The organism is Clostridium septicum (genome assembly GCF_003606265.1).
GTDB classification, from domain to species: domain Bacteria; phylum Bacillota; class Clostridia; order Clostridiales; family Clostridiaceae; genus Clostridium; species Clostridium septicum.
In genome coordinates this window covers 609,492-631,352 of the sequence record NZ_CP023671.1, presented here as the reverse complement: position 1 = coordinate 631,352, position 21,861 = coordinate 609,492, and the positions used below count along the sequence as shown (strand labels likewise).

The window sequence follows — 21,861 nt, the reverse complement described above, 5'->3', positions numbered from 1 at the left end:
AATGGAGAAATGTTATGGCAAAGAAAGTTAATGATATACCTAGAGATAATAATATTATTAGAATCCCTATAGAAGAGGCAATGCCAGATAACTATCTTCCTTATGCAATAGAAGTAGCGAAGGATAGAGCTCTTCCTGATGTAAGGGATGGATTAAAGCCTGTTCATAGAAGAATATTATACGGAGCATATCTTCTTAAGGCGTATCCAGATAGACCATATTATAAGTCAGCTAGAATTGTTGGTGATATTCTAGGTAAATTCCATCCTCATGGAGATAGTTCTGTTTATGATGCAATGGTAATTATGGCACAAGATTTCTCTACAAGAGAAACTCTTATAGATGGACATGGTAACTGGGGATCTATGGATGGTGATGGTGCAGCTGCTATGAGATATACAGAAGCTAGACTTGCACCTATTGCAATGGAAATGCTTAGAGATATAGAAAAGGAAACTGTAGATATGGTTCCTAACTACTCAGATAGTGAATTAGAACCTAAAGTATTACCAAGTAGGTACCCAAACCTTTTAGTAAATGGGGCATTTGGTATAGCTGTAGGACTTGCAACTAATATACCACCTCATAATTTAGGCGAAGTAACAGATGGGGTACTTGCGTATATTGATAATCCAGAAGTAACAACAAAAGATTTGATGAAATATATAAAGGGACCAGACCTTCCAACAGGTGGAACACTTATAGGGCAAAATTCTTTACTTTCTGCATATGAGACTGGTGAGGGTAAAGTTACCCTAAGAGCAAAAACAAGTATTGAAAAACTAGAAAATGGAAGAATGGGAATAGTAATAACTGAATTCCCTTACAGAAGAAATAAAGCTAAATTACTTCAAATAATTTCAGAGATGACTGGAGATAAAAGGCATGCCAAAGCATTAGAGGCTATAACTGATATAAGAGATGAATCAGATAGAAATGGTATAAGAGCAGTTATAGAATTAAAAAAAGCAATAGATGAAGATGGTGCTGATAAGATTTTAAAGTATCTTTTTAAGAAAACAGATCTTCAATGTAACATAAGCTTTAATATGGTAGCATTAGCAGATGGTAAGCCACAAACTATGGGATTAAAAACTATAATAAGTCATTATGTTAATCATCAAAAAGAAATTGTTACAAGAAGAACAATTAAAGAACTTCAAATAGCTGAAAAGAGATTTCATATAGTAGAGGGATTTATAAAAGCTATAGATGTTTTAGATGAAGTTATAAAAACAATTAGAAATTCTAAATCAAAAAAAGATGCCGGTGTAAATTTAATAGAAAAGTTTGGATTTACTCAAATTCAAGCAGATGCAATATTAGAGTTAATGCTTTACAGGCTAACAGGTTTGGAAATAAAAGTATTCCAAAAGGAATATAATGAGCTAGAAAAAACTATAAAGAGATTAAAGAAAATATTAGATGATGAAAAAGAATTATTGAGAGTTGTGAAAACTGAGCTAAAAGAGATAACTGCAAGGTTTGAAACACCTAGGAAAACAGTTATTATACAGGATGATAGTGAAGCAAAGATAGATCTTGAAGAACTTATAGTAGTGGAAGACGTAATGCTTACAATATCAAAGGATGGATTTATAAAGAGAATACCTCTTAAAACATATAATAGATCTAATGCTAATGTAGAAGATATAGAATATAGGGAAGGGGATAAACTTAAGTTCTTAGTTAAGTCTAATACTGTTGAGAGTTTATTACTGTTTACTAACTTAGGTAATATGTATCAAATAAAAGGAATCAATATACCAGAAGGTAAATGGAAAGAAAAAGGTGAAAGGTTAGATACCTTAATAAAAACTTTAAATTTAGAGAAAGAAACTTTAATAGGCGTAATTTCTACCAATAATTTAAATCCAAATAAGTATATTCAATTCATTACTTCAAGGGGCGGAATAAAGAAAAGTTCCTTAGATAAATTTAGTACTTCATATACAAAGTTACAAGCTTTAAAAATGAAAGATGGAGAAGAAGTTATTGATATAATTTTATTAAGGGAAGATGAGGAAACTAACTTCTTAAAGGTTGAAACTAGAAATGGATTAAACTTTAGTTTAGAAATACCTGTACTTGAAAATCAACCAAGAAATATTCTTCCATTGCAATTATTTAATTTATCATCTAGAGATGAGATTTTAAATATAGAATATACAGATGAAATGGAATTTTTAGAGTTTTCTATAGGTATAAATTCAAGGGGAATTATTAAGGGAGTGTCTAAAGTCAGAAAACAAGATGCTCTTAAAGTTAATACTGATTCTAAAAGTGATATCTTACTGTTTACTAATAAGGGAAATGTATATAAAATTTCTGCATTTTTACTTCAAAATATTAATAAAGGTGATATAGTATTAAATAATATAGTTGATGGTATGTTACCAGGGGAGATAGTTATAAAACTATATTCTTTAAAGAAATTTACAGAAGATAAGAGTATATATTTCTTTACAAAAAGGGGAATGATTAAGAAAACTTTATTAAAAGAGTTTGATGGAGGATATTCTTCTCAAATAGTTTATAAGTTTAAATATGACAAAGATGAAGTTATATCTGTAGATATTTGCGATAATATAAACTCAGAAGTAGTTATAGTAACTAAAAAAGCTATGGCAATTAAATTCTCTACAGAAAATGTAAATCCTATGGGTAAAGTTGCCTCAGGAGTTACAGGGATAAGTTTAAAAGAAGATGATGAAGTTATATTTGGAAGAGTATTTATTAGTAATAGAAATGATGTCAATGGAGAAGTAGCAGTAATGTCGCATATAAAATTAACTCTTGTATCAAAAAGTAAGAGTAAAAAAGAATTAGATATAGAAGAAATAAAACTTCAAAATAGAGCTGGAAGAGGTAGTAGTGCCTTAATGATAGGTATTGATGATGAAGTTAAAGAAGTTATATATAATTAAGTATTAAAGGGAGGAATTTTTATGAAAAAAGTAGCTGTTTTATTAGCAAATGGGTTTGAAACATTAGAGGCGTTAACAGTTGTTGATATTTTAAGAAGAGCAGAAGTAGGTTGTGACACTTTTGGAGTAAATGGTTTAGAGATTACAACTTCTCATAAAATTAAAATTATTGCAGATAAAGTTTTAGATGTTAATGAAGTAAATAAATATGATGTTCTAGTTTTACCAGGTGGAATGCCAGGCTCTATAAATTTAAGAGATGATGAGAGAGTTGTATCATTAATAAAAGAATTTAACAATAACGGAAAGTATGTATGTGCAATTTGTGCAGCACCTATTGCACTAGGAAAAGCGGAAATAACAACAGGTAAAAATATAACTTGTTATCCTGGTTTTGAAAAAGAACTTGAAGGTTGCAATTATAAAGAAGATTTAGTTGTTATTGACAATAATATTATAACAGGTAAAGGGCCAGCAGCGGCTATTGAATTTGCATTTGAAATTTTAAGCAAGATTAACTTAGAAAAGGTAGATGAAATTAAAAAAGGTATGCTATTTATCTAGATTTAAGTTTTCTAGGGGGATGGAATGAAGGAAAAATGGATATTAACTAATAAAAAAGAAAGTTTTTTAAAGTTACGTAATAATATTAATGAAAATCCACTAGTTTTAAGAATATTAGCCAATAGAGGAATCTCAGAAGCTGAAATAGCAAATAAGTTTTTAAAAGTTAACTTGTCAGATTTATATAATGGATTTTTAATGAAGGACATGGAAAAAGGAATAGGAATAATAAAAGAAGCAATAGAAAAAAATAAAAAGATAATTATTTATGGTGATTACGATTGTGATGGTGTTGTAAGTACAGTTGTTCTTTATAAAACTTTAAAGAAATGTGGTGCCAACTTTAGCTATCATATTCCAAATAGAGAAGAAGAGGGATATGGTATGAATAGTGACAGAATAAAAAAGTTAAATGAAGAAGGATACGAGGTAATTTTAACTTGTGATAATGGGATATCTGCATTTGAAGAAGTTAAATTAGCTAAAGAACTTGGAATGGAAGTTGTTATAACAGATCATCATGATATACCTTTGAAAAAGCTTGGTGATGAAGAAATGATTCAAATGATTCCCATGGCAGATGCAGTTATTAATCCTAAAAGACCTGAATGTAAATATCCTTTTAAAAGTTTATGTGGAGCAGGCGTTGCTTTAAAATTTGCACAATGCTTATATGAAAAACTTAAAATAGATAATAGAGAATATGAAAAGTTAATAGAATATGTGTCAATATCAACGGTATGTGATGTTGTTGACTTGTTAGATGAAAATAGAGTTATTGTTAAAAAAGGGTTAGAGATGTTGAATTCTACCAATAATATGGGGATCCAGGAACTAAAGAAAGTTGTAGAGTTAGAAGATAAACAAATTAATGAGTATCATTTGGGATTTGTTATAGGACCATGTATAAATGCAACTGGTAGACTTGAAACAGCAGATCTTTCGGTGGAACTTTTGATAACAGAAGACAGAAATAGAGCTAAGGAGTTAGCCAAAGAATTATATAATTTAAATTCTAGGAGACAAGAACTTACTAAAGAAAGTTCGGAAAGAGTTATAGAAAAAGTAGAAAAGGAAAAGCTGCCTAGTGAAAAGGTAATTGTAGTTTATGATGAAAATATACATGAAAGTATAGCTGGAATAGTAGCAGGAAGAGTAAAAGAAAGATTTAATTTACCATGTATAGTAATCACAAAAGGAAAAGAAATGCCAAAGGGATCAGCCCGTTCTATTGAGGGTTACAATATGTTTGAAGAATTATCAAACTGTAAAGAATTATTAAGTAAATTTGGAGGTCATCCAATGGCAGCTGGATTATCTTTGGAAGAAGAAAATATAGAAAAGTTAAGAAAAAAATTAAATAATAATTGTAAACTTACCAATGAGGATATTATTCCTATAGTTAGGATAGATTCACCATTACCTTTAGAATATTTAGATGAAGAATTAGTGGAACTTATCGAAGGATTAAGACCATTTGGAAAAGGAAATCCAAGTCCATTGTTTGCAGTTAAAAATGTAAATGTAAATAGAATGTGGTTAATGGGGAAGGATAAAAACTTTCTTAAATTAAGATGTGAAATTCAGGGTAAGAATCTAAATATAGATGGAATAAGCTTTGATAAATTTATAGATTTTAAAGAAGAATATACAAAAAAATTTGGAGAGGCAGAGTTTTTAAAAGCTTGTGCTAGTAGCTATATTAATATAAAAATGGATATAATATATTATCCAAATATAAACGAGTTTAATGGTAAAAAAAATATTCAATTAATGATTAAAAATTTAAGAATAGTTTAAACTAAAAGGGGACCTAAATCATTAGGCCCTCTTTTACTTAAATAAAAAATAATTTTAATTTAAGTAATTATTTTTTGTAGAAACATTATTATTTAAATAATGTTTCTTTTCATATTGCAAAAATTCTATACTGCAATATTATTTCAACTATTTATGAAAATATATTACTTCATACCATTTTCATATTGTTGAACCATTCTTTTAACCATTTCTCCTCCAACAGATCCACATTGTTTTGAAGAAAGGTCTCCATTGTAATCAGTGAAAGGAACTCCCATTTCACTAGCTACTTCATTTTTGAATTTAGCTAAACCGTTTTTAGCTTCTGGTACTAATGTCTTAGCCATTATAATCACCTCCTTATATCTTTATGATAATAGCTTGTGTAAAAAAAAGAATTTTATTATATGTAAGTTGAGGAAATTATAGCAAACAATTACTATAATGTAGCTTAAGAATAGTGATTTAACACGGATTTTATGATTTAATAAGTATAGGAAATATAATATAACTATAGAATTTATGAAATTATTTAATCACATGTATGATTTAATTAAGTATAATAGTTTAGGTTAATATATTAAGGAGGAGTAATAGATGAGTAAATATAAAATAATCATGACTGGCGGAGGAACCGCAGGGCATGTAACACCTAATTTAGCTTTAGTTCCAAAACTTAAAGAAAAGGGATTTGAAGTTAAATATATAGGTAGTAAAACGGGAATAGAAAAAGAAATAATAACAGATGCTAAAATACCTTATTATGAGATTTCTTCAGGAAAACTAAGAAGATATTTTGATTTTAAAAATTTCACTGATCCATTTAAAGTAATGAAGGGGATTTTAGAAGCAAAAAAAATATTAAAAGAAGAAAAGCCAGATGTTATATTCTCTAAGGGTGGTTTTGTAGCTGTTCCTGTTGTTATAGCTGCATCAATGAAAAAAATTCCTGTTGTTTCTCATGAATCAGATTTAACTCCAGGACTTGCTAACAAGTTATCAGCTCCATTTTGTAATAGGCTTTGCGTAACTTTTAGAGAAAGTCTTAATTATATTAAGGATGGAAAAGGGGTACTAACTGGAACACCAATAAGACATGAAATTCTTGAGGGAAGTAAATTAAGAGGAAAAGAAATTTGTGGGTTCAAAGACAATAAAGATATATTATTAGTTATAGGTGGAAGCTTAGGGGCAAAAAGTATAAATGAAGAAATTAGAAGAGATTTAGATGAAATATTAAAAATGTTTAATGTAATACATGTTTGTGGTAAGGGGAATTTAGATAAGAAATTAGAGAATACTGTAGGATACAAGCAGTTTGAATATGTTAAAGAAGACCTTCCTCACTTGCTTAAATCAGCAAATTTTGTAGTGTCAAGGGCAGGAGCAAATGTGATTTTTGAATTGTTAGCATTAAAGAAACCAACACTTTTAATACCATTATCTAAAAAAATTAGTAGAGGAGATCAAATATTAAATGCAAATTCTTTTGAGAAAGAAGGGTATTCATTAGTTTTAGATGAAGATGAAATGCAAGAATCCCATAATTTAATAATTAAATTAAAAGAATTAAAAGAAAAGAGTAATTATCTTGCGAAAAATATGGAGAATAGCAATTTAAAGAATGGAGTAGACGCGATTTTGGAAGTAATATTAAACAGCATGGAGTTAAATATGTAAAATAAGCTTATTTTTACGAGTGTCAAGAATATTAGCCTAATATGGATACTTAGTAACTTGCAAAAATAGAATACTGGTATATAATAATAGGGTAAGTAAAAATTAGGTAATATATGCCCAAAAATAAGATTCTATTAATTTATAGTTAAAGAATGAGGTGCTATTTATGAAGAAAATTTCAATTATTTACTGGAGTAATGGGGGAAATGTTGAGGTTATTGCAAATGCAATTGCTGAAAGTGCACAAAAAAATGAGGCAGAAGTTACAATGAAACATGTAGTTGATGCTACTGTTGAGGATGTTACAGAAGCAGATGCTGTAGCATTTGGAAGTCCATCAATGGACAATAATAGAATAGAGCAACAAGAAATGGAGCCTTTTATTAATCAATTTAAATTAATTCAAAATCATCAAAAGAAATTAGTTTTATTTGGATCATATGGATGGGATGATGGAAAATTTATGGTTGATTGGATTGAAAGGATGAAAGACTACGGATTTAACGTAGTAGGAAGTTTAGCCGTTAAAGAATCACCAAGTGATGCTGAATTATTAGAAGCTGCTAAGTTAGGTGAGGAATTAACTAGATAGATTTTTTAGGGGATAGACCAATGTTAGAGTGTTTACTTAGGGGGTAAGGACTCTGCTAAAAGTGCATTGATTGAATCTTTTTCTTACAAAAACTTTGTTTTTGTAATCATAATATGTGATTTTGGTTAAACTAAAATCACGTTTACTAAAGAATGTGAAATTTTAATTAAAGGAAGAGAGGTCAAACATAATGAGAAAAATGAAAACTATGGATGGTAATACAGCTGCTGCTCATATATCATATGCGTTTACAGATGTAGCTGCTATTTTCCCAATTACACCTTCATCACCAATGGCTGAACACGTTGACGAATGGGCTGCACAAGGCAGAAAGAATATATTTGGTCAAACAGTTAAGGTTATGGAAATGCAATCAGAAGCTGGAGCTGCTGGTGCGGTACACGGATCTTTACAAGCTGGTGCATTAACAACAACTTATACGGCTTCACAAGGATTATTATTAATGATCCCTAATATGTATAAGATTGCAGGTGAAATGCTTCCAACAGTATTCCATATTTCAGCAAGAGCTTTAGCTACTTCATCATTAAATATTTTCGGGGATCACCAAGACGTAATGGCTGCAAGACAAACAGGTTTTGCTATGCTAGCAGAAGGTTCAGTTCAAGAAGTTATGGACTTATCAGCAGTAGCTCACTTATCTGCAATTAAGTCAAGATTACCTTTCATGAACTTCTTCGATGGATTCAGAACTTCTCATGAAATTCAAAAAATAGAAGTAATCGAATATGATGAATTAAAGGATTTAGTTGATTATGAAGCTTTAGAAGCATTCAAGAATAATGCTTTAAATCCAAATAATCCTGTAACAAGAGGTACAGCTCAAAATCCAGATATATACTTCCAAACTAGAGAATCAGTAAATAGATTCTATGATGAATTACCAGAAATCGTAGAAGGTTACATGGCTGAAATTACTAAGATAACAGGAAGAGAATATCACTGTTTCGATTACTATGGAGCACCAGATGCAGATAGAATTATAATATCAATGGGATCATCAATTGATGTTATTGAAGAAACAGTTGACTTCTTAAATGCAAATGGAGAAAAAGTAGGTTTAGTTAAAGTAAGACTTTACAGACCATTCTCAATAGAAAGATTATTAAAAGCAATACCATCTACAGTTAAATCTATAGCTGTATTAGATAGAACAAAGGAACCAGGATCAGCTGGAGAACCTTTATACTTAGATGTTAAAAATGCATTCTATGGAAAAGAAAATGCTCCAATAATCGTTGGTGGTAGATATGGATTAGGTTCAAAGGATCCAAACCCATCACATATAGCAGGAGTATATGCTAACTTAGCAAAAGCTGAACCAAAGAACGGATTTACAATAGGAATTGTTGATGATGTAACAAATACTTCTTTAGATGTAGTTGAAGTTGATGCAACTCCTCATAGCACAAAAGCTTGTAAGTTCTGGGGTCTTGGATCAGATGGAACAGTTGGAGCTAATAAGAGCGCAATTAAAATTATTGGAGATCATACAGATATGTATGCTCAAGGATATTTTGCATATGACTCAAAGAAATCTGGTGGTATAACAGTATCACATTTAAGATTTGGTAAACAACCAATTAAGTCACCTTACTTAATTGATAAGGCTGATTTTGTAGCTTGTCACAATCAAGCATATGTTTACAAATATAATGTTTTAGAAGGGTTAAAGAAGAATGGTAAATTCTTATTTAACACTATATGGACTCCAGAAGAAGTTAATGAAAAATTACCAGCTTCAATGAAGAGATTTATAGCTGAAAATAATATAGAATTCTATACACTAAATGCTGTTAAAATAGCTCAAGAAATTGGTCTTGGTGGAAGAATTAATATGATAATGCAAGCTGCATTCTTTAAGATTGCTAACATCATTCCAGTTGAAGATGCAATTAAATACCTAAAGGATGCTGTTGTTAAATCATACGGTAAGAAGGGTGAAAAAGTTGTTAACATGAATCACGCTGCAATTGATAAGGGTGTTGAATCTATCGTAAGAATAGATGTACCAGCAGACTGGAAAAATGCAGTTGAAGAAGTTAATGCTGAAGATCCAACTAAACCAGAATTCATTAAGAATATAGTTGAACCAATCAATAGACAAGAAGGATTTGATTTACCAGTTTCAGCATTTAAGGGAATGGAAGATGGTACTTTCATGGCAGGAACTGCTGCTTATGAAAAGAGAGGCGTTGCTATAAACGTACCAGAATGGCAAGAAGATAAATGTATTCAATGTAATCAATGTTCTTTCGTTTGTCCTCATGCTGCAATAAGACCATTCTTATTAACAGAAGAAGAAAAGAATAATGCTCCAGAAACTATGAGAGTAGTAGCTGCAAAGGCATTAAAGACAGAAGAACCATTATTATATACAATTGGAGTTACTCCATTAGATTGTACAGGATGTGGAAACTGTGCTCAAGTTTGTCCAGCTCCAGGAAAGGCTTTAATTATGAAGCCACAAGATACACAAGAAGGACAAATCGAAGCTTGGGATTATGCTGTTAAGAAAGTTTCAGCTAAGAAGAACCCAATGAACAAGAATACAGTTAAGGGTAGCCAATTTGAGCAACCATTACTTGAATTCTCAGGAGCTTGTGCAGGATGTGGAGAAACTCCATATGCTAAGCTAGTAACTCAATTATTCGGTGATAGAATGATGATTGCTAATGCTACTGGATGTTCATCAATTTGGGGAGGATCTGTTCCAGCTACTCCATATACAGTAAATCATAATGGACACGGTCCAGCATGGGCTAACTCATTATTCGAAGATAATGCTGAATTTGGTTTAGGTATGTTCTTAGGAGTTGAAGCTATAAGAGAAAGAATAGCTAGCAACATGAAAGCAATGCTTGAAACAGAAGTTTCAGAAGATGTTAAAGCAGTTCTTAATGACTGGTTAGAAAACATGGCTAATGGAGAAGGAACAAGAGATAGAGCTGAAAGAGTAATAGCAGCTTTAGAAAATGTAAACTCAGAATTAGCTAAAGAAATCTTAAAGGATAAAGAATTCTTAGTTAAGAGATCACAATGGATCTTCGGAGGAGACGGATGGGCTTATGACATCGGATACGGTGGATTAGATCACGTTTTAGCTTCAGGAGAAGACGTAAATGTTCTTGTAATGGATACAGAAATTTACTCAAATACAGGTGGTCAATCATCAAAATCTACTCCAACTGCTGCTATAGCTAAGTTTGCTGCTGCAGGTAAGAGAACTAAGAAGAAAGATCTTGGAATGATGGCTATGTCTTATGGATATGTATATGTTGCTCAAATTTCAATGGGTGCTGATAAAAACCAAGCACTTAAAGCAATAGCAGAAGCAGAAGCATATCAAGGACCATCATTAATCATAGCTTATGCTCCATGTATAAGTCATGGTATTAAGATTGGTATGAGCAATAGCCAAGCGGAAGCTAAAAAAGCTGTTGATTGTGGATACTGGGCATTATATAGATACAATCCTACTTTAGTTGGAACTAAGAATCCATTCTCATTAGATTCAAAAGAGCCAAAAGCTGACTTTAGAGAATTCTTAATGGGTGAAGTAAGATATGCATCATTAGCAAAAGCATTCCCAGAAGCTGCAGAAGCTTTATTTGAAAAGACAGAAAGAGATGCTAAAGAAAGATTAGCAGGATACAAGAAACTAGCAGAACAATAATCTCTATATTAATAAGGGGCTTTAAGCCCCTTATTTTAATATAATAGGAAAAATACATAAATAAAAATAAAAAAAAAGCATATTTTACTTTTAATTTATTTAAATTAGGGGTAGAATGAAGAGGACTACATAATAAAGGAGGAATTTTATATGTGTAATGAAAATAATTGTGGATGCCACGATGAAGAAAATAAATGTGGATGTCATAGCGAAGGACATGATTGTGGATGCGATCATGATCATAACGAAGGTGGATGTGGTTGTGGAGAACATGAACATGAACACTTTGTAGTAGATTTAGAAGATGATAATGGAAATGTTATATCATGTCCTATTATAGATGCTTTTGAATTTGAAAATAATGAATATATTTTAGCACAACATCCAGAAGAAGATTCAGTGTACTTATTCAGATCAACTGAAGAAGGAGAATTAATAGTTCCAGAAGAAGATGAATTTGATAAAGTATCTAAGTTTTATAGTGAAGAACTAGCTAACGAATAAAAAATGCCGAAAGGCATTTTTTTTATTTTTATTTTATTTATTATTATTTTATATATTTTACATAAAGTACTAAAATATATATTAATTCATAAATTAAAGTATTTTAGTTGTCAATTTATTTTAATAGTGATATATTTTTAATATATAATTTTAGAGAGTAAGGTGTTTAATATGAAGTATGCAGACCTGCATATCCATTCCAACTATTCTGATGGAGCAAAGACACCGGAGGAAATTATTGAAATAGCAAAACAAAATAATGTAAAGTGTATATCAATAACAGACCATGACTGTATTAAAGCTCAATATGTAACTAAAAATACGTATAATGATATAGAAGTAATACCGGGAATTGAATTAAGTACAGAATATAAAGATTTAGAACTTCATATTTTGGGATATTTTATTGATATTGAGAATTCAACATTAAAGGATGTAGTGAATAAACTAAATAAGTCAAGATCAGATAGAATAGAAGAAATTCTACTTCAACTTAAAAAAAATAATATTCATTTAAGTCTAGAAGAATTGGCTGTTGATATAAACTCTACTTTAGGAAGAAGTCATGTAGCTAATGCAATGGTTAAAAAGGGTTATTTTGATAATTATAAGACTGCCTTCACTTCCTTTTTAGTTAAAGGGAAACCAGCTTATGTAAAAGGATTTAAATTAGATTATAAAAAAACAATAGATGTAATAAATAAAGCTGGAGGAATAGCTGTTTTAGCTCATCCAGGTCAGATATATAGAGGGATGGATGTTGAAAAAATTATAAAAGATCTTAAGTGTTATGGACTAAAGGGAATTGAGGTATATCATCCAAGTCACTCAAAATGTCAAATAAACAATTTCTATAATTTATCTAAAAAGTATAAAATTTGTATTACAGGTGGAAGTGATTATCATGGTAAGGAGTTAATTCATGATACTAGAATAGGAAGCTATGGTATAAATGAATTATTACTTAATAAAATATATAATTTAAAAAGTAGATAAAATGGGGGGACAGTAATGAATTTATCAAAGAAAGCTAAAGAAATAAACCCATCGATTACTTTAGCAATTACAGCGAAAGCTAAAGAATTAAAGAATTCAGGTATAGACGTAGTAAGTTTTGGAGCAGGAGAGCCAGATTTTAATACTCCTAAAAATATTATAAATGCAGCAATAAAGGCCATGGAAGAAGGTAAAACTAAATATACACCAACTAACGGGATTTTAGAACTTAGAGAGGCCATTTGCAATAAATTTAATATAGATAACAATTTAAGCTATAATCCTTCGCAAATAGTTGTGTCAACTGGTGCAAAACAAAGTTTAGCAAATGCATTTATGGCTATATTGAATGAGGGAGATGAAGTTATTATTCCAACTCCATATTGGGTAAGTTATCCAGAGTTAGTTAAAATGGCAGGTGGAAATCCTGTTTTTGTAGAAAATGGTGAAGAAGAACATTATAAATATACAATCCATAGCTTAAATAAAGCACTAACAACAAAAACTAAAGCTATAGTTTTAAATAGTCCTAATAATCCAACTGGTACTATATATACAAAAGATGAATTAATAAAAATTGCTGAATTTGCCAAGAAGAATAATTTAATTATTATATCAGATGAAATATATGAGAAGTTAATATATGATAATAATAAGCATGTAAGTATAGCGTCATTATCAAAAGATGCATATGAAAGGACTATAGTTATAAATGGTCTTTCTAAGTCTTATGCTATGACAGGGTGGAGAATTGGATATTCAGCATCAAGTAATGAAATAGCAAAGCTTATGACAGCAATACAAAGTCATATGACATCTAATATTAATTCAATATCTCAATATGCAGCTGTAGAAGCTTTAAATGGCTCGCAAGATGATATAAAAGATATGATAGTAGAATTTGAAAAAAGAAGAAATTATATGGTTAATAGACTGTCTAAAATAGATGGTGTATCAATCATTAATCCAAGTGGAGCCTTTTATGTTATGGTTAGTATAAAAAAATGTTATGGTAAAAAGGTTAATGGGAAAATAATAAATAATTCTTTGGAGTTTGCATCAGAAATTTTAGAAGATGAAAAGGTAGCTGTTATACCGGGTATAGCTTTTGGTTTAGATGATTACATTAGATTGTCTTATGCAACTTCTATAGAAGTGATAGAAGAAGGTTTAAATAGAATTGAAAGATTTATAAAAAAGTTTAAATAGTAAATGGGGTAGAAAATATTTTAAATTTTCTACCTCTTTAATTTTTACAAGTAAGGAGAAAATATTATATAAATCAAATAATATTTTAAATATAAAAAAGTTTATTTTATTTGTTAGAAATGAATAAGAGCTAATATATTAGTATTGATAGTAACATATACTTATTTGATATATAATATATATAAGACTTGGTATGGAGGAATTAATGTGGATAAATTAGCAATATTTGACGTAGACTATACAATAACAAGAAAAGAGACGCTAATGGAGCTTTTTAAATATATGGTTTATAGGGATAAAAAAAATATTAAGTTTCTTCCAAGAGCTATATACAGTGGAGCTATGTATGCATTGAAAGTATATGATGAAAAAAAGGTTAAAGAAAAATTTTTGAAATTTATTGACGGAATAGATGAGGGTGATTTAGCTTTATTAGTTAAAGATTTTTATAAAGATAGGTTAACTAAAATTATATACAAAGATGCTATTAATATGATGAATAATTTAAAAAGTGAAGGGTATAAAATATACCTTATATCAGCATCCCCTGAATTTTATTTAAAAGAACTATATAACATAGATAGTGTAGATATGATTATTGGAACTAAATTCTTATTTAAAAACGGAAAATTCATAAGGAAGATGGATGGAGCCAATTGTAAGGGTGAAGAAAAGATAAGAAGATTGATGGAGGTTTTAAAAAGAGAAAAGTTAGAAATAGATTTTAAGAATTCTTATATGTTTTCAGATTCATTATCTGATAAACCTTTATTAGATTTAGTTGGTAAACCATATTTAATAAATTATAAAAAGAAACATAATTTTGAAATATTAAGATGGAATTAACCGGGAGGAATTAACATGGAAGCTATAAATAAGTTTTATTTAGAAGATGGAAACCTGCAAAGTATTGAAAATTACACTGAAGATACAAAGGAAAAAGGAAGAGTTATATATGAAGTTTTAAGAGTTATAGATGGAATTCCTTTATTTTTAGAAGATCATATAGATAGAATGGCAGAAACATTTAAGTTGATGGATAAAAGTTTTGTGTACACATATGAAAAAATTAGTGAATTTGCAATGGCATTAATAGAAGCAAATAGAGTGAAGAACGGAAATATAAAAGTAACCTTTGATATAAAGACAGATACAATGAAGGTGTATTCAATTAAGCATAGTTACCCTACAGAAGATATGTATATAAATGGAGTGAAAAGTATTTTGTACCATGGAGAAAGGGTTAATCCAAATGCAAAGGTAGTAGATTCAGATTTTAGAAAAAAAGTGACTATAGAAATAGAAAAAGCAAATGCTTTTGAAGCAATTTTAATAGATAATGAAGGATATATAACTGAAGGAAGTAAATCAAATATATTTATGGTAAAGGATAATATATTAATTACGCCTAAACAGTCGAAGGTATTGCCAGGAGTAACTAGGAAAAGAATAATATCTATAGCAAATAGAGAGGAAATACAATTTGAGGAAAGAAATATTTCAGCTAAAGAACTTAAGAGTATAGATGCTATGTTTATATCAGGAACGTCTCCTAAAATTTTACCGATATTTAAAATTGAGGATATAGATTTTAATATTAATAACGAAATTATAAATATAATAAAAAATAAGTTCAATGAAGAAATACATGATTATGTAAATAGCAGAAGATATAATTGATTATTAATAATAATTTATATTATAAGTTTGTGCTAGAAAATATTTATATTATAAAAAGGAGGAATTATGAATACTAATCTTAAAGAAACTTTAGATGAAAACGTTAATGGAAGTATAAAGATAGAAAAAGGAGAATTTATTATAACTAATCCAAAGGGAAATGGAGAGTTTGCAAAATTAATTCCAACTAATAGTGGGGAACTTTATGTAAATGATAAACTTATAACAGACTCTATAGAAGTTAAAGATACGGACAAAATAACTTTTAAAGGTAAAAAAGAGGAAGGTAACTCAGTTATAAATATTACAACTAATAAAAGTAATACTGAAGCATACCTAACTATAGAGTACACACCTTCATTTGTATATAAATTAAGTGATACAGATAAAAGGAATTTTATTCAATTAGAAACAGAAAAGGTTGAAGAAAACATAGAACAAAAAGTATCAAGTCTGGACATTATTAAAGCATTAAAGGAAAAAGGAATTGTTTATGGGGTTGATACAGAAAATTTAAAATTAGTTAATGATAGCTATGAGGTAGAAAAGTTAATTATTGCAAGAGGATTATTTCCAGTACATCCTGAAGAGGACAAGCTTAAAATATATTTTAATAAAAAAAATCAAAAGGATTTAGATTCACTAAAAAATATAGATTATAAAAATTTAAATTATGTAACAAGTGTTAAAGCTGGAGAAATTTTGGCCGAAATTATAAAAGGAGAAGAAGGTAAAGATGGTATAGATGTTTTTGGAAAGCTATTATTAAAAAAACCTAAAAACAAGTTAAAGTATAAAGTTGGAGACGGATGCATATTAAAAGATAATAAGATAGTGGCTAGTATTGATGGAAGGCCTAATATAAAAAAGAATGTTATAACTGTAGAACCTATATATGTAATAGAAAAAGATATAGATATTTCAACGGGAAATATAGAATTTGCTGGAGCTATAGAAATAAAAGGTAAAGTTACAGAAGGAATGAAAGTTAAAGCGGAAAAAGGTGTATTTATATTAAAAGGTATATTTTCATCAGAAATAGAGGCTAAAGGTGATAGTTCTATTTTAGGTAGTATAGTTAATTCTAAAATTAATGTAGGAAGCACCGATTTATTGAAAGAAACAAGAATAACTTCTCTAAATGAATTAATAGAAAGTTTAAACTCTATAGTAGAAAATATAAAGTTTTTAAAGGAAAAGAAACTTGTTAATAATGGTGGAACAGATGGTTTATTGATAAAAACTTTAATAGATACAAAATATAAAATGATAGTGAGACAATGCATTAGTGTTATATCTAATACTATAAATGATGAAGAAGCACAGTCAAGAGTAGTTTCACTTATAAAATCAAAATTAATAGGATTAGGACCTACAAAGATATTGAATTATATGGAGCTTAATCAAATAATTGATGAAGCATTACTAGAAATAGAAAAACTTAAATGTAATTTAAGTTTACCTGTTGATTTGAATATTGAATATGCACAGGAAGCTAATATTGAAGCTTCAGGTAATATATGCATAAGTGGAAAAGGTGTATTTGCATCTAATATAAAAAGTTTAGAAAGTGTAGAGTTTATTCAAAATAATGCTATATGTAGAGGTGGACATATTAAAGCAAAAAAAGTAATTAAATCTAAAATTATTGGAAGCGAGGCAGGATTTACAACTAAGCTAGAAGTTGAAGCTAAGGGGCATATATATGCAGATATTGCATATCAAAATACTGTTTTTATAGTTGGTAATAGGAAGTATGTCTTGGACAAACCTTCAAAGGATATACATGCTTATCTAGATAAATTTGGAGATATTGAAATAGAAAAGTTTGTTTTATAGGAGGATATATATGGATGAGATGAAAATACTTATATTTAACTTGGGAAAAGAATTCTATGCTACAGATATTAGCGAGGTAGAAAGAATTTTAGGCTCAGAAAAAACTACTAAATTACCAGATTCCCCAAGTTTTTTAGAAGGAGTAATAGACTATGAAGAGGGAATATTGCCAGTAATAAATCTTGTAAAAAGATTTAATAAGAGTCTAGAAGATAATTTCAATCTAGAAGATAAAAAAATTATTGTTGTAAAAAAAGAGTTTGGAAAAATTGGTATATTGGTAGATAATGTTAGTGAGGTTTTAAGTATAGGTAAAGATGAAGTTAATAATCCCAAAACAGTTTCTTCATTAGTTTCTAAAGAATATATGAGAGGATTCATAAGAAAAAATGACAATATAGTAATTATGCTGGATTTAGATAAGATATTATCAACAGAAGAAGAAGCCATGTTGTTTCAAGGGTGAATCTAATGCATGCTAAAAATGAGGTTAGAGTAGGAATTGCAGATTACTCTATTGTTTTTGCACCAGGAAGTGTAATTACAATGGGACTTGGCTCATGTGTTGGAATAGCTTTTTATGATAGAATAAAGAAAGTTGCTGGATTAGTTCATATAATGCTTCCTGATAGCACTCAATTTAAAAATATAACTAATCCAATGAAATATGCTGACTTAGCAGTTCCTGCTTTGTTAGATAAAATGATGAAATTAGGATGTTCAAAAAGGAACATAGTTGTTAAAATTGCTGGAGGAGCCTCTATGTTTAATTTTACAGATAAGAAAATTGTAAGTGATATAGGTAAAAGAAACATAGAGGCAACCAAAAATATAATTAATTTATTGGGACTTACTTTAATATCCGAAGATGTCGGTGGAGATAAAGGAAGAACTATGATAGTGGAAGCGGAAAATGGGACAGTAAAAATTAGAGTTGTAGGAGCTGGTATAAAAGAAATATAAGGAGGTAAATGATTTTTGTGTGTAGTTAAAAAAAATACATATGAAGTAATAGTTATCGGAGCCTCTACAGGAGGACCAAAAGCAATAGAAAAAGTATTAAAGTATTTACCATATGATTTAGGTGTTCCTGTTCTAATAGTACAGCATATGCCAAGAGGATTTACAAAATCATTTGCAGATAGATTAAATAAATGCTGTAATATAAGAGTTTTAGAAGCTACTACAGGAATGAAAATAGAGAAAAATACTGCCTATATAGCTCCAGGGGGATATCATATGGAAGTTGAATCAAATAATAAAATTTACTTAAATGAAGATCCTGCTATATGGGGTGTAAGACCTGCAGTAGATAAATTATTTGAGTCAGCATCGAAAGTATATAAAAAAAATGTTATTTCTGTAATATTAACTGGAATGGGAAGAGATGGTGCTAATGGAACTAAGGCAATTAAAGAAGCTGGAGGTACAACTATATCAGAAGATGAAAGTACTTGTACCATATATGGTATGCCAAAGATGGCATATGAAACAGGAGCGGTAGATTTTGTATTGCCTTTACATGAAATCTCAAATAAATTAAAAGATTTATTAGGTAAATCGTAGGAGGAAATATGGATTTTAATGATTTTCATCAGTGGGTTTTCAAAGAACTTGGTGTTAATTTAAATGCATACAAGCCAGAACAATTAAATAGAAGAATAGGCAGTCTAATGTCTAGAGTAGGTGTTAAATCATTAGAAGAATATAAAATTATTCTAAGTAAAGATAAAGAACAAAGGGAAAGATTTTTAGACTTTATTACTATTAATGTTACAGAATTTTTTAGAAATCCAGAGATATTTAAGCAATTAGAAGAGGCTATTAAAAATGAACTTTTAACTAGTAATTCTAAAATAAAAGTTTGGAGTGCTGCATGCTCAATTGGATGTGAGCCATATAGTTTAGGTATATTATTAAAGGAATTAAATCCTTTAGGTAGAAACACTATATTAGCAACAGATATTGATAAAGGAATTCTAGAGAAAGCTAAGTTAGGTGAATATACTTTAGCGGAAATGAAAAATGTAAGAGAAGAGTATATAAACAAGTATTTTAAAAATGTTGACAATAAATATATTATAGATAGTAATATAAAATCTATGATAACATTTAAGAGACATGATTTAATACTCGATACATATGAAAGAGATTTTGATCTTATAGTTTGTAGAAATGTAGTTATATATTTTAAGAATGATGTTAAAAATGAAATTTTTAATAAGTTTAGTAATTCTCTTAAAAAGGGTGGTTTACTTTTTATAGGGGCTACCGAAAGTATATATAATTATAAAGATTATAATTTAGAAAAGGTGTCTACGTTTATATATAAAAAAATATAAAGGGGGGATTTGAAATGGATACATCTCAATATATGAATATGTTTTTAGAAGAATCTATGGATAATTTACAAGTTTTAAATGAAGCATTATTAGATTTAGAACAAGAACCTAATGATATAGATAAACTAAATGAAATTTTTAGGGTAGCACATACTATAAAGGGAATGGCTGCTACTATGGGGTTTAATGATATTGCAGAATTGACCCATAAGATGGAGGATGTATTATCAAATTTCAGAGAAGGAAAGTTAGAAGTTACTCAAGATGTTGTAACAATTTTGTTTGATTGTTTAGATACATTAGAGAGAATGGTAACTAACATAGAAGAAGAAAATGATGAGGTTGTAGATATAAATGATATTATTAGTTCGTTACAAAAAATATCAGTATCTGAACCAGAAAAAAATATAAAAATATTAGAAAGCAAGGATGAAATAGATATTCAATTAAATGAATATGATTTATCTATTATAAAACAAGCTATACAAAATAGTTTCAATGTAATAAATATAGAAATAACATTAAGTGAAAATACATTATTGAAATCAGCCAGAGCTTTTTTGATTGTACAAGAATTAGAAAGTCATGGAGAAATAATAAAGTCTATTCCAACAACTGAAGATATTGAAAATGAACAATTTGACACCAAGCTTATATTTACTATAATTACAAGTAGTGAAGTAGATGAAATACATAATATCGTAAAGAATATATCAGAGGTAGAACAAGTAAATACAAGTACTATAACTATTGATGATATAGCAATGAATGAAGAAGAGACTAAAGAAGAAAATGAAGATAATAAAGAAAATGATATAAAAGAGAATGATATAAAAGTAAATGAATCTATCAAAAGTACTACTTCAGAAAAAAAGATAGATAAGAAAAAAGAAACTAAAAAATCACATCAGTCTGTAAGAGTAGATTTAGCAAGAATAGATAAGCTTATGAATATGGTATCAGAACTTGTAATATATAGAACTAGATTAGAACAAATTGTAATTGATGATAAATCTCAAGAACTTGTTGAGACTTTAGAACAAGTTGAAAGAACTACTTCTGATCTTCAAGATTTAGTGATGAAAATAAGAATGTTACCATTAGATGTTGTGTTTAATAGGTTCCCAAGAATGATAAGAGATTTATCAGTGGAGTTAGATAAAGATATAAAATTTGTTATTGAAGGGGCAGACACTGAGTTAGATAGAACAGTAATAGATGAAATTGGAGAACCTTTAATACATCTTTTAAGAAATGCAGCAGATCATGGAATAGAAAGTAAAGAAGAAAGAGCAAATAGTGGTAAATCTAAAGAAGGAACTATAAAATTAGTTGCTTACCAAGAAGGAACTAAAGCATTAATTAAAGTTATTGATGATGGTGGAGGAATAAAGGTTAATAAGATTAAAGCAAAAGCTGAAAAAGTAGGAATAAGTACAGAAGGCTTAAGTGATAATGATATTAGAAATCTTATATTTTCTCAAGGGTTTAGTACTAACGAAGTTGTAACAGATGTTTCTGGTAGAGGAGTTGGAATGGATGTTGTAAAAACTAAAATAGCTTCTTTAGGTGGAACAGTAGATGTTATAAGTGAAGAAGGTGTTGGTTCTACTTTTGTAATAAAACTTCCATTAACATTACAAATAATACAAGCTTTATTAGTTAAAGTAGGAGAAGAAACCTTTGCAATTTCTTTAGGCTTTATTGACAAAGTTATTGATTATAGGGAAGAAAACATCCAAAAGACTAATGGAGAAGAAGTTATTATATATAGAGATAGTGTAATACCTCTTGTAAGACTAAATGAAAGACTTGGAATTGGAAATAATTCTACAACAAAAAATTTCATTATAATAGTAAAAGTTGGTGAGAAGACTATAGGATTACTTGTAGATTCTTTACTAGGACAACAAGAAATAGTTATAAAACCTTTAGGAAAAACATTAAAAACACTAAAGGAATATATTGGAGCTACGATATTAGGAAATGGGTCAGTTACATTAATCTTAGATGTAGCAGCACTTATATAAC

17 protein-coding genes and 1 pseudogene are annotated in these 21,861 nt (G+C 29.1%); 17 read left to right on the top strand and 1 reads right to left on the bottom strand.

Features of this window, described 5'->3' with window-relative positions:
• The first annotated feature begins 14 nt into the window (after nt 1–14).
• From CP523_RS02835 to recJ, 3 genes are read left to right on the top strand one after another with little or no spacing between them, the layout of a single operon-like run.
• Nucleotides 15–2,927: a DNA topoisomerase IV subunit A gene (locus tag CP523_RS02835; protein ID WP_066676996.1), complete on the top strand. Its 2,913-nt coding sequence runs from the start codon at nt 15–17 to the stop codon at nt 2,925–2,927.
• 21 nt (nt 2,928–2,948) lie between these two features.
• The gene (locus tag CP523_RS02830) at nt 2,949–3,491 is read left to right on the top strand and encodes a DJ-1 family glyoxalase III (protein WP_066676994.1); all 543 of its coding nucleotides are present in this window, start codon (nt 2,949–2,951) and stop codon (nt 3,489–3,491) included.
• Nucleotides 3,492–3,515: 24 nt separating this feature from the next.
• Nucleotides 3,516–5,291 carry a single-stranded-DNA-specific exonuclease RecJ gene (gene recJ, locus CP523_RS02825; RefSeq protein WP_066676989.1) on the top strand — a complete coding sequence of 592 codons (1,776 nt, stop codon included), beginning with the start codon at nt 3,516–3,518 and terminating at the stop codon, nt 5,289–5,291.
• A gap of 164 nt (nt 5,292–5,455) precedes the next feature.
• Here recJ and CP523_RS02820 read toward each other — a convergent pair whose 3' ends face one another.
• Nucleotides 5,456–5,638 carry an alpha/beta-type small acid-soluble spore protein gene (locus tag CP523_RS02820; protein ID WP_066676988.1) on the bottom strand — a complete coding sequence of 61 codons (183 nt, stop codon included), beginning with the start codon at nt 5,636–5,638 and terminating at the stop codon, nt 5,456–5,458.
• Between the two features lie 250 nt (nt 5,639–5,888).
• Between CP523_RS02820 and CP523_RS02815 the strand changes: the two genes are divergently transcribed.
• The 14 genes and pseudogenes from CP523_RS02815 to CP523_RS02750 all read left to right on the top strand — a co-directional run bounded on the left by CP523_RS02815 (nt 5,889) and on the right by CP523_RS02750 (nt 21,860).
• Entirely contained in the window at nt 5,889–6,971 is a 1,083-nt protein-coding gene (locus CP523_RS02815) for an undecaprenyldiphospho-muramoylpentapeptide beta-N-acetylglucosaminyltransferase (protein WP_066676986.1), read from the top strand.
• 166 nt (nt 6,972–7,137) lie between these two features.
• Nucleotides 7,138–7,563 carry a flavodoxin gene (locus CP523_RS02810; RefSeq protein WP_066676985.1) on the top strand — a complete coding sequence of 142 codons (426 nt, stop codon included), beginning with the start codon at nt 7,138–7,140 and terminating at the stop codon, nt 7,561–7,563.
• Between the two features lie 190 nt (nt 7,564–7,753).
• Entirely contained in the window at nt 7,754–11,260 is a 3,507-nt protein-coding gene (gene nifJ, locus CP523_RS02805; RefSeq protein WP_120140470.1) for a pyruvate:ferredoxin (flavodoxin) oxidoreductase, read from the top strand.
• Nucleotides 11,261–11,410: 150 nt separating this feature from the next.
• Nucleotides 11,411–11,764 carry a DUF1292 domain-containing protein gene (locus tag CP523_RS02800; RefSeq protein WP_066676981.1) on the top strand — a complete coding sequence of 118 codons (354 nt, stop codon included), beginning with the start codon at nt 11,411–11,413 and terminating at the stop codon, nt 11,762–11,764.
• Between the two features lie 171 nt (nt 11,765–11,935).
• Nucleotides 11,936–12,760 carry a PHP domain-containing protein gene (locus CP523_RS02795; protein ID WP_066676979.1) on the top strand — a complete coding sequence of 275 codons (825 nt, stop codon included), beginning with the start codon at nt 11,936–11,938 and terminating at the stop codon, nt 12,758–12,760.
• Nucleotides 12,761–12,775: 15 nt separating this feature from the next.
• Nucleotides 12,776–13,969: a pyridoxal phosphate-dependent aminotransferase gene (locus CP523_RS02790; protein WP_066676978.1), complete on the top strand. Its 1,194-nt coding sequence runs from the start codon at nt 12,776–12,778 to the stop codon at nt 13,967–13,969.
• Nucleotides 13,970–14,176: 207 nt separating this feature from the next.
• Nucleotides 14,177–14,815: an HAD-IB family hydrolase gene (locus tag CP523_RS02785; RefSeq protein ID WP_066676976.1), complete on the top strand. Its 639-nt coding sequence runs from the start codon at nt 14,177–14,179 to the stop codon at nt 14,813–14,815.
• A gap of 15 nt (nt 14,816–14,830) precedes the next feature.
• Nucleotides 14,831–15,649 carry an aminotransferase class IV gene (locus CP523_RS02780; protein ID WP_066676974.1) on the top strand — a complete coding sequence of 273 codons (819 nt, stop codon included), beginning with the start codon at nt 14,831–14,833 and terminating at the stop codon, nt 15,647–15,649.
• A 66-nt stretch (nt 15,650–15,715) separates the two neighbouring features.
• On the top strand, nt 15,716–17,488 hold the full coding sequence (locus tag CP523_RS02775) for a flagellar assembly protein A (protein WP_066676973.1): 1,773 nt from the start codon (nt 15,716–15,718) through the stop codon (nt 17,486–17,488).
• Nucleotides 17,489–17,492: 4 nt separating this feature from the next.
• A complete protein-coding gene (locus CP523_RS02770) occupies nt 17,493–17,954 on the top strand; it encodes a chemotaxis protein CheW (RefSeq protein WP_162926017.1) in 462 nt (153 codons plus the stop codon).
• 5 nt (nt 17,955–17,959) lie between these two features.
• The gene (locus tag CP523_RS02765) at nt 17,960–18,451 is read left to right on the top strand and encodes a chemotaxis protein CheD (protein ID WP_066676968.1); all 492 of its coding nucleotides are present in this window, start codon (nt 17,960–17,962) and stop codon (nt 18,449–18,451) included.
• Between the two features lie 42 nt (nt 18,452–18,493).
• Nucleotides 18,494–19,054: pseudogene (locus tag CP523_RS02760) on the top strand (CheB methylesterase domain-containing protein); the annotation flags it as partial.
• An 8-nt stretch (nt 19,055–19,062) separates the two neighbouring features.
• On the top strand, nt 19,063–19,830 hold the full coding sequence (locus tag CP523_RS02755; RefSeq protein WP_066676964.1) for a CheR family methyltransferase: 768 nt from the start codon (nt 19,063–19,065) through the stop codon (nt 19,828–19,830).
• Nucleotides 19,831–19,844: 14 nt separating this feature from the next.
• Complete coding sequence (locus tag CP523_RS02750) at nt 19,845–21,860, top strand: chemotaxis protein CheA (RefSeq protein WP_066676962.1); 2,016 nt, start codon at nt 19,845–19,847, stop codon at nt 21,858–21,860.
• Nucleotide 21,861 lies beyond the last annotated feature (1 nt).

Excerpts from the sequence above, each read along its gene's own strand:
- nifJ (WP_120140470.1), top strand. The coding sequence starts at position 7,754 with ATGAGAAAAATGAAAACTATGGATGGTAATACAGCTGCTGCTCATATA.
- CP523_RS02780 (WP_066676974.1), top strand. The coding sequence starts at position 14,831 with ATGGAAGCTATAAATAAGTTTTATTTAGAAGATGGAAACCTGCAAAGT.
- CP523_RS02815 (WP_066676986.1), top strand. The coding sequence starts at position 5,889 with ATGAGTAAATATAAAATAATCATGACTGGCGGAGGAACCGCAGGGCAT.
- CP523_RS02750 (WP_066676962.1), top strand. The coding sequence starts at position 19,845 with ATGGATACATCTCAATATATGAATATGTTTTTAGAAGAATCTATGGAT.
- CP523_RS02790 (WP_066676978.1), top strand. The coding sequence starts at position 12,776 with ATGAATTTATCAAAGAAAGCTAAAGAAATAAACCCATCGATTACTTTA.
- CP523_RS02810 (WP_066676985.1), top strand. The coding sequence starts at position 7,138 with ATGAAGAAAATTTCAATTATTTACTGGAGTAATGGGGGAAATGTTGAG.
- CP523_RS02795 (WP_066676979.1), top strand. The coding sequence starts at position 11,936 with ATGAAGTATGCAGACCTGCATATCCATTCCAACTATTCTGATGGAGCA.
- CP523_RS02755 (WP_066676964.1), top strand. The coding sequence starts at position 19,063 with ATGGATTTTAATGATTTTCATCAGTGGGTTTTCAAAGAACTTGGTGTT.
- CP523_RS02765 (WP_066676968.1), top strand. The coding sequence starts at position 17,960 with ATGCATGCTAAAAATGAGGTTAGAGTAGGAATTGCAGATTACTCTATT.
- CP523_RS02820 (WP_066676988.1), bottom strand. The coding sequence starts at position 5,638 with ATGGCTAAGACATTAGTACCAGAAGCTAAAAACGGTTTAGCTAAATTC.
- CP523_RS02830 (WP_066676994.1), top strand. The coding sequence starts at position 2,949 with ATGAAAAAAGTAGCTGTTTTATTAGCAAATGGGTTTGAAACATTAGAG.
- CP523_RS02835 (WP_066676996.1), top strand. The coding sequence starts at position 15 with ATGGCAAAGAAAGTTAATGATATACCTAGAGATAATAATATTATTAGA.
- CP523_RS02800 (WP_066676981.1), top strand. The coding sequence starts at position 11,411 with ATGTGTAATGAAAATAATTGTGGATGCCACGATGAAGAAAATAAATGT.
- CP523_RS02775 (WP_066676973.1), top strand. The coding sequence starts at position 15,716 with ATGAATACTAATCTTAAAGAAACTTTAGATGAAAACGTTAATGGAAGT.
- recJ (WP_066676989.1), top strand. The coding sequence starts at position 3,516 with ATGAAGGAAAAATGGATATTAACTAATAAAAAAGAAAGTTTTTTAAAG.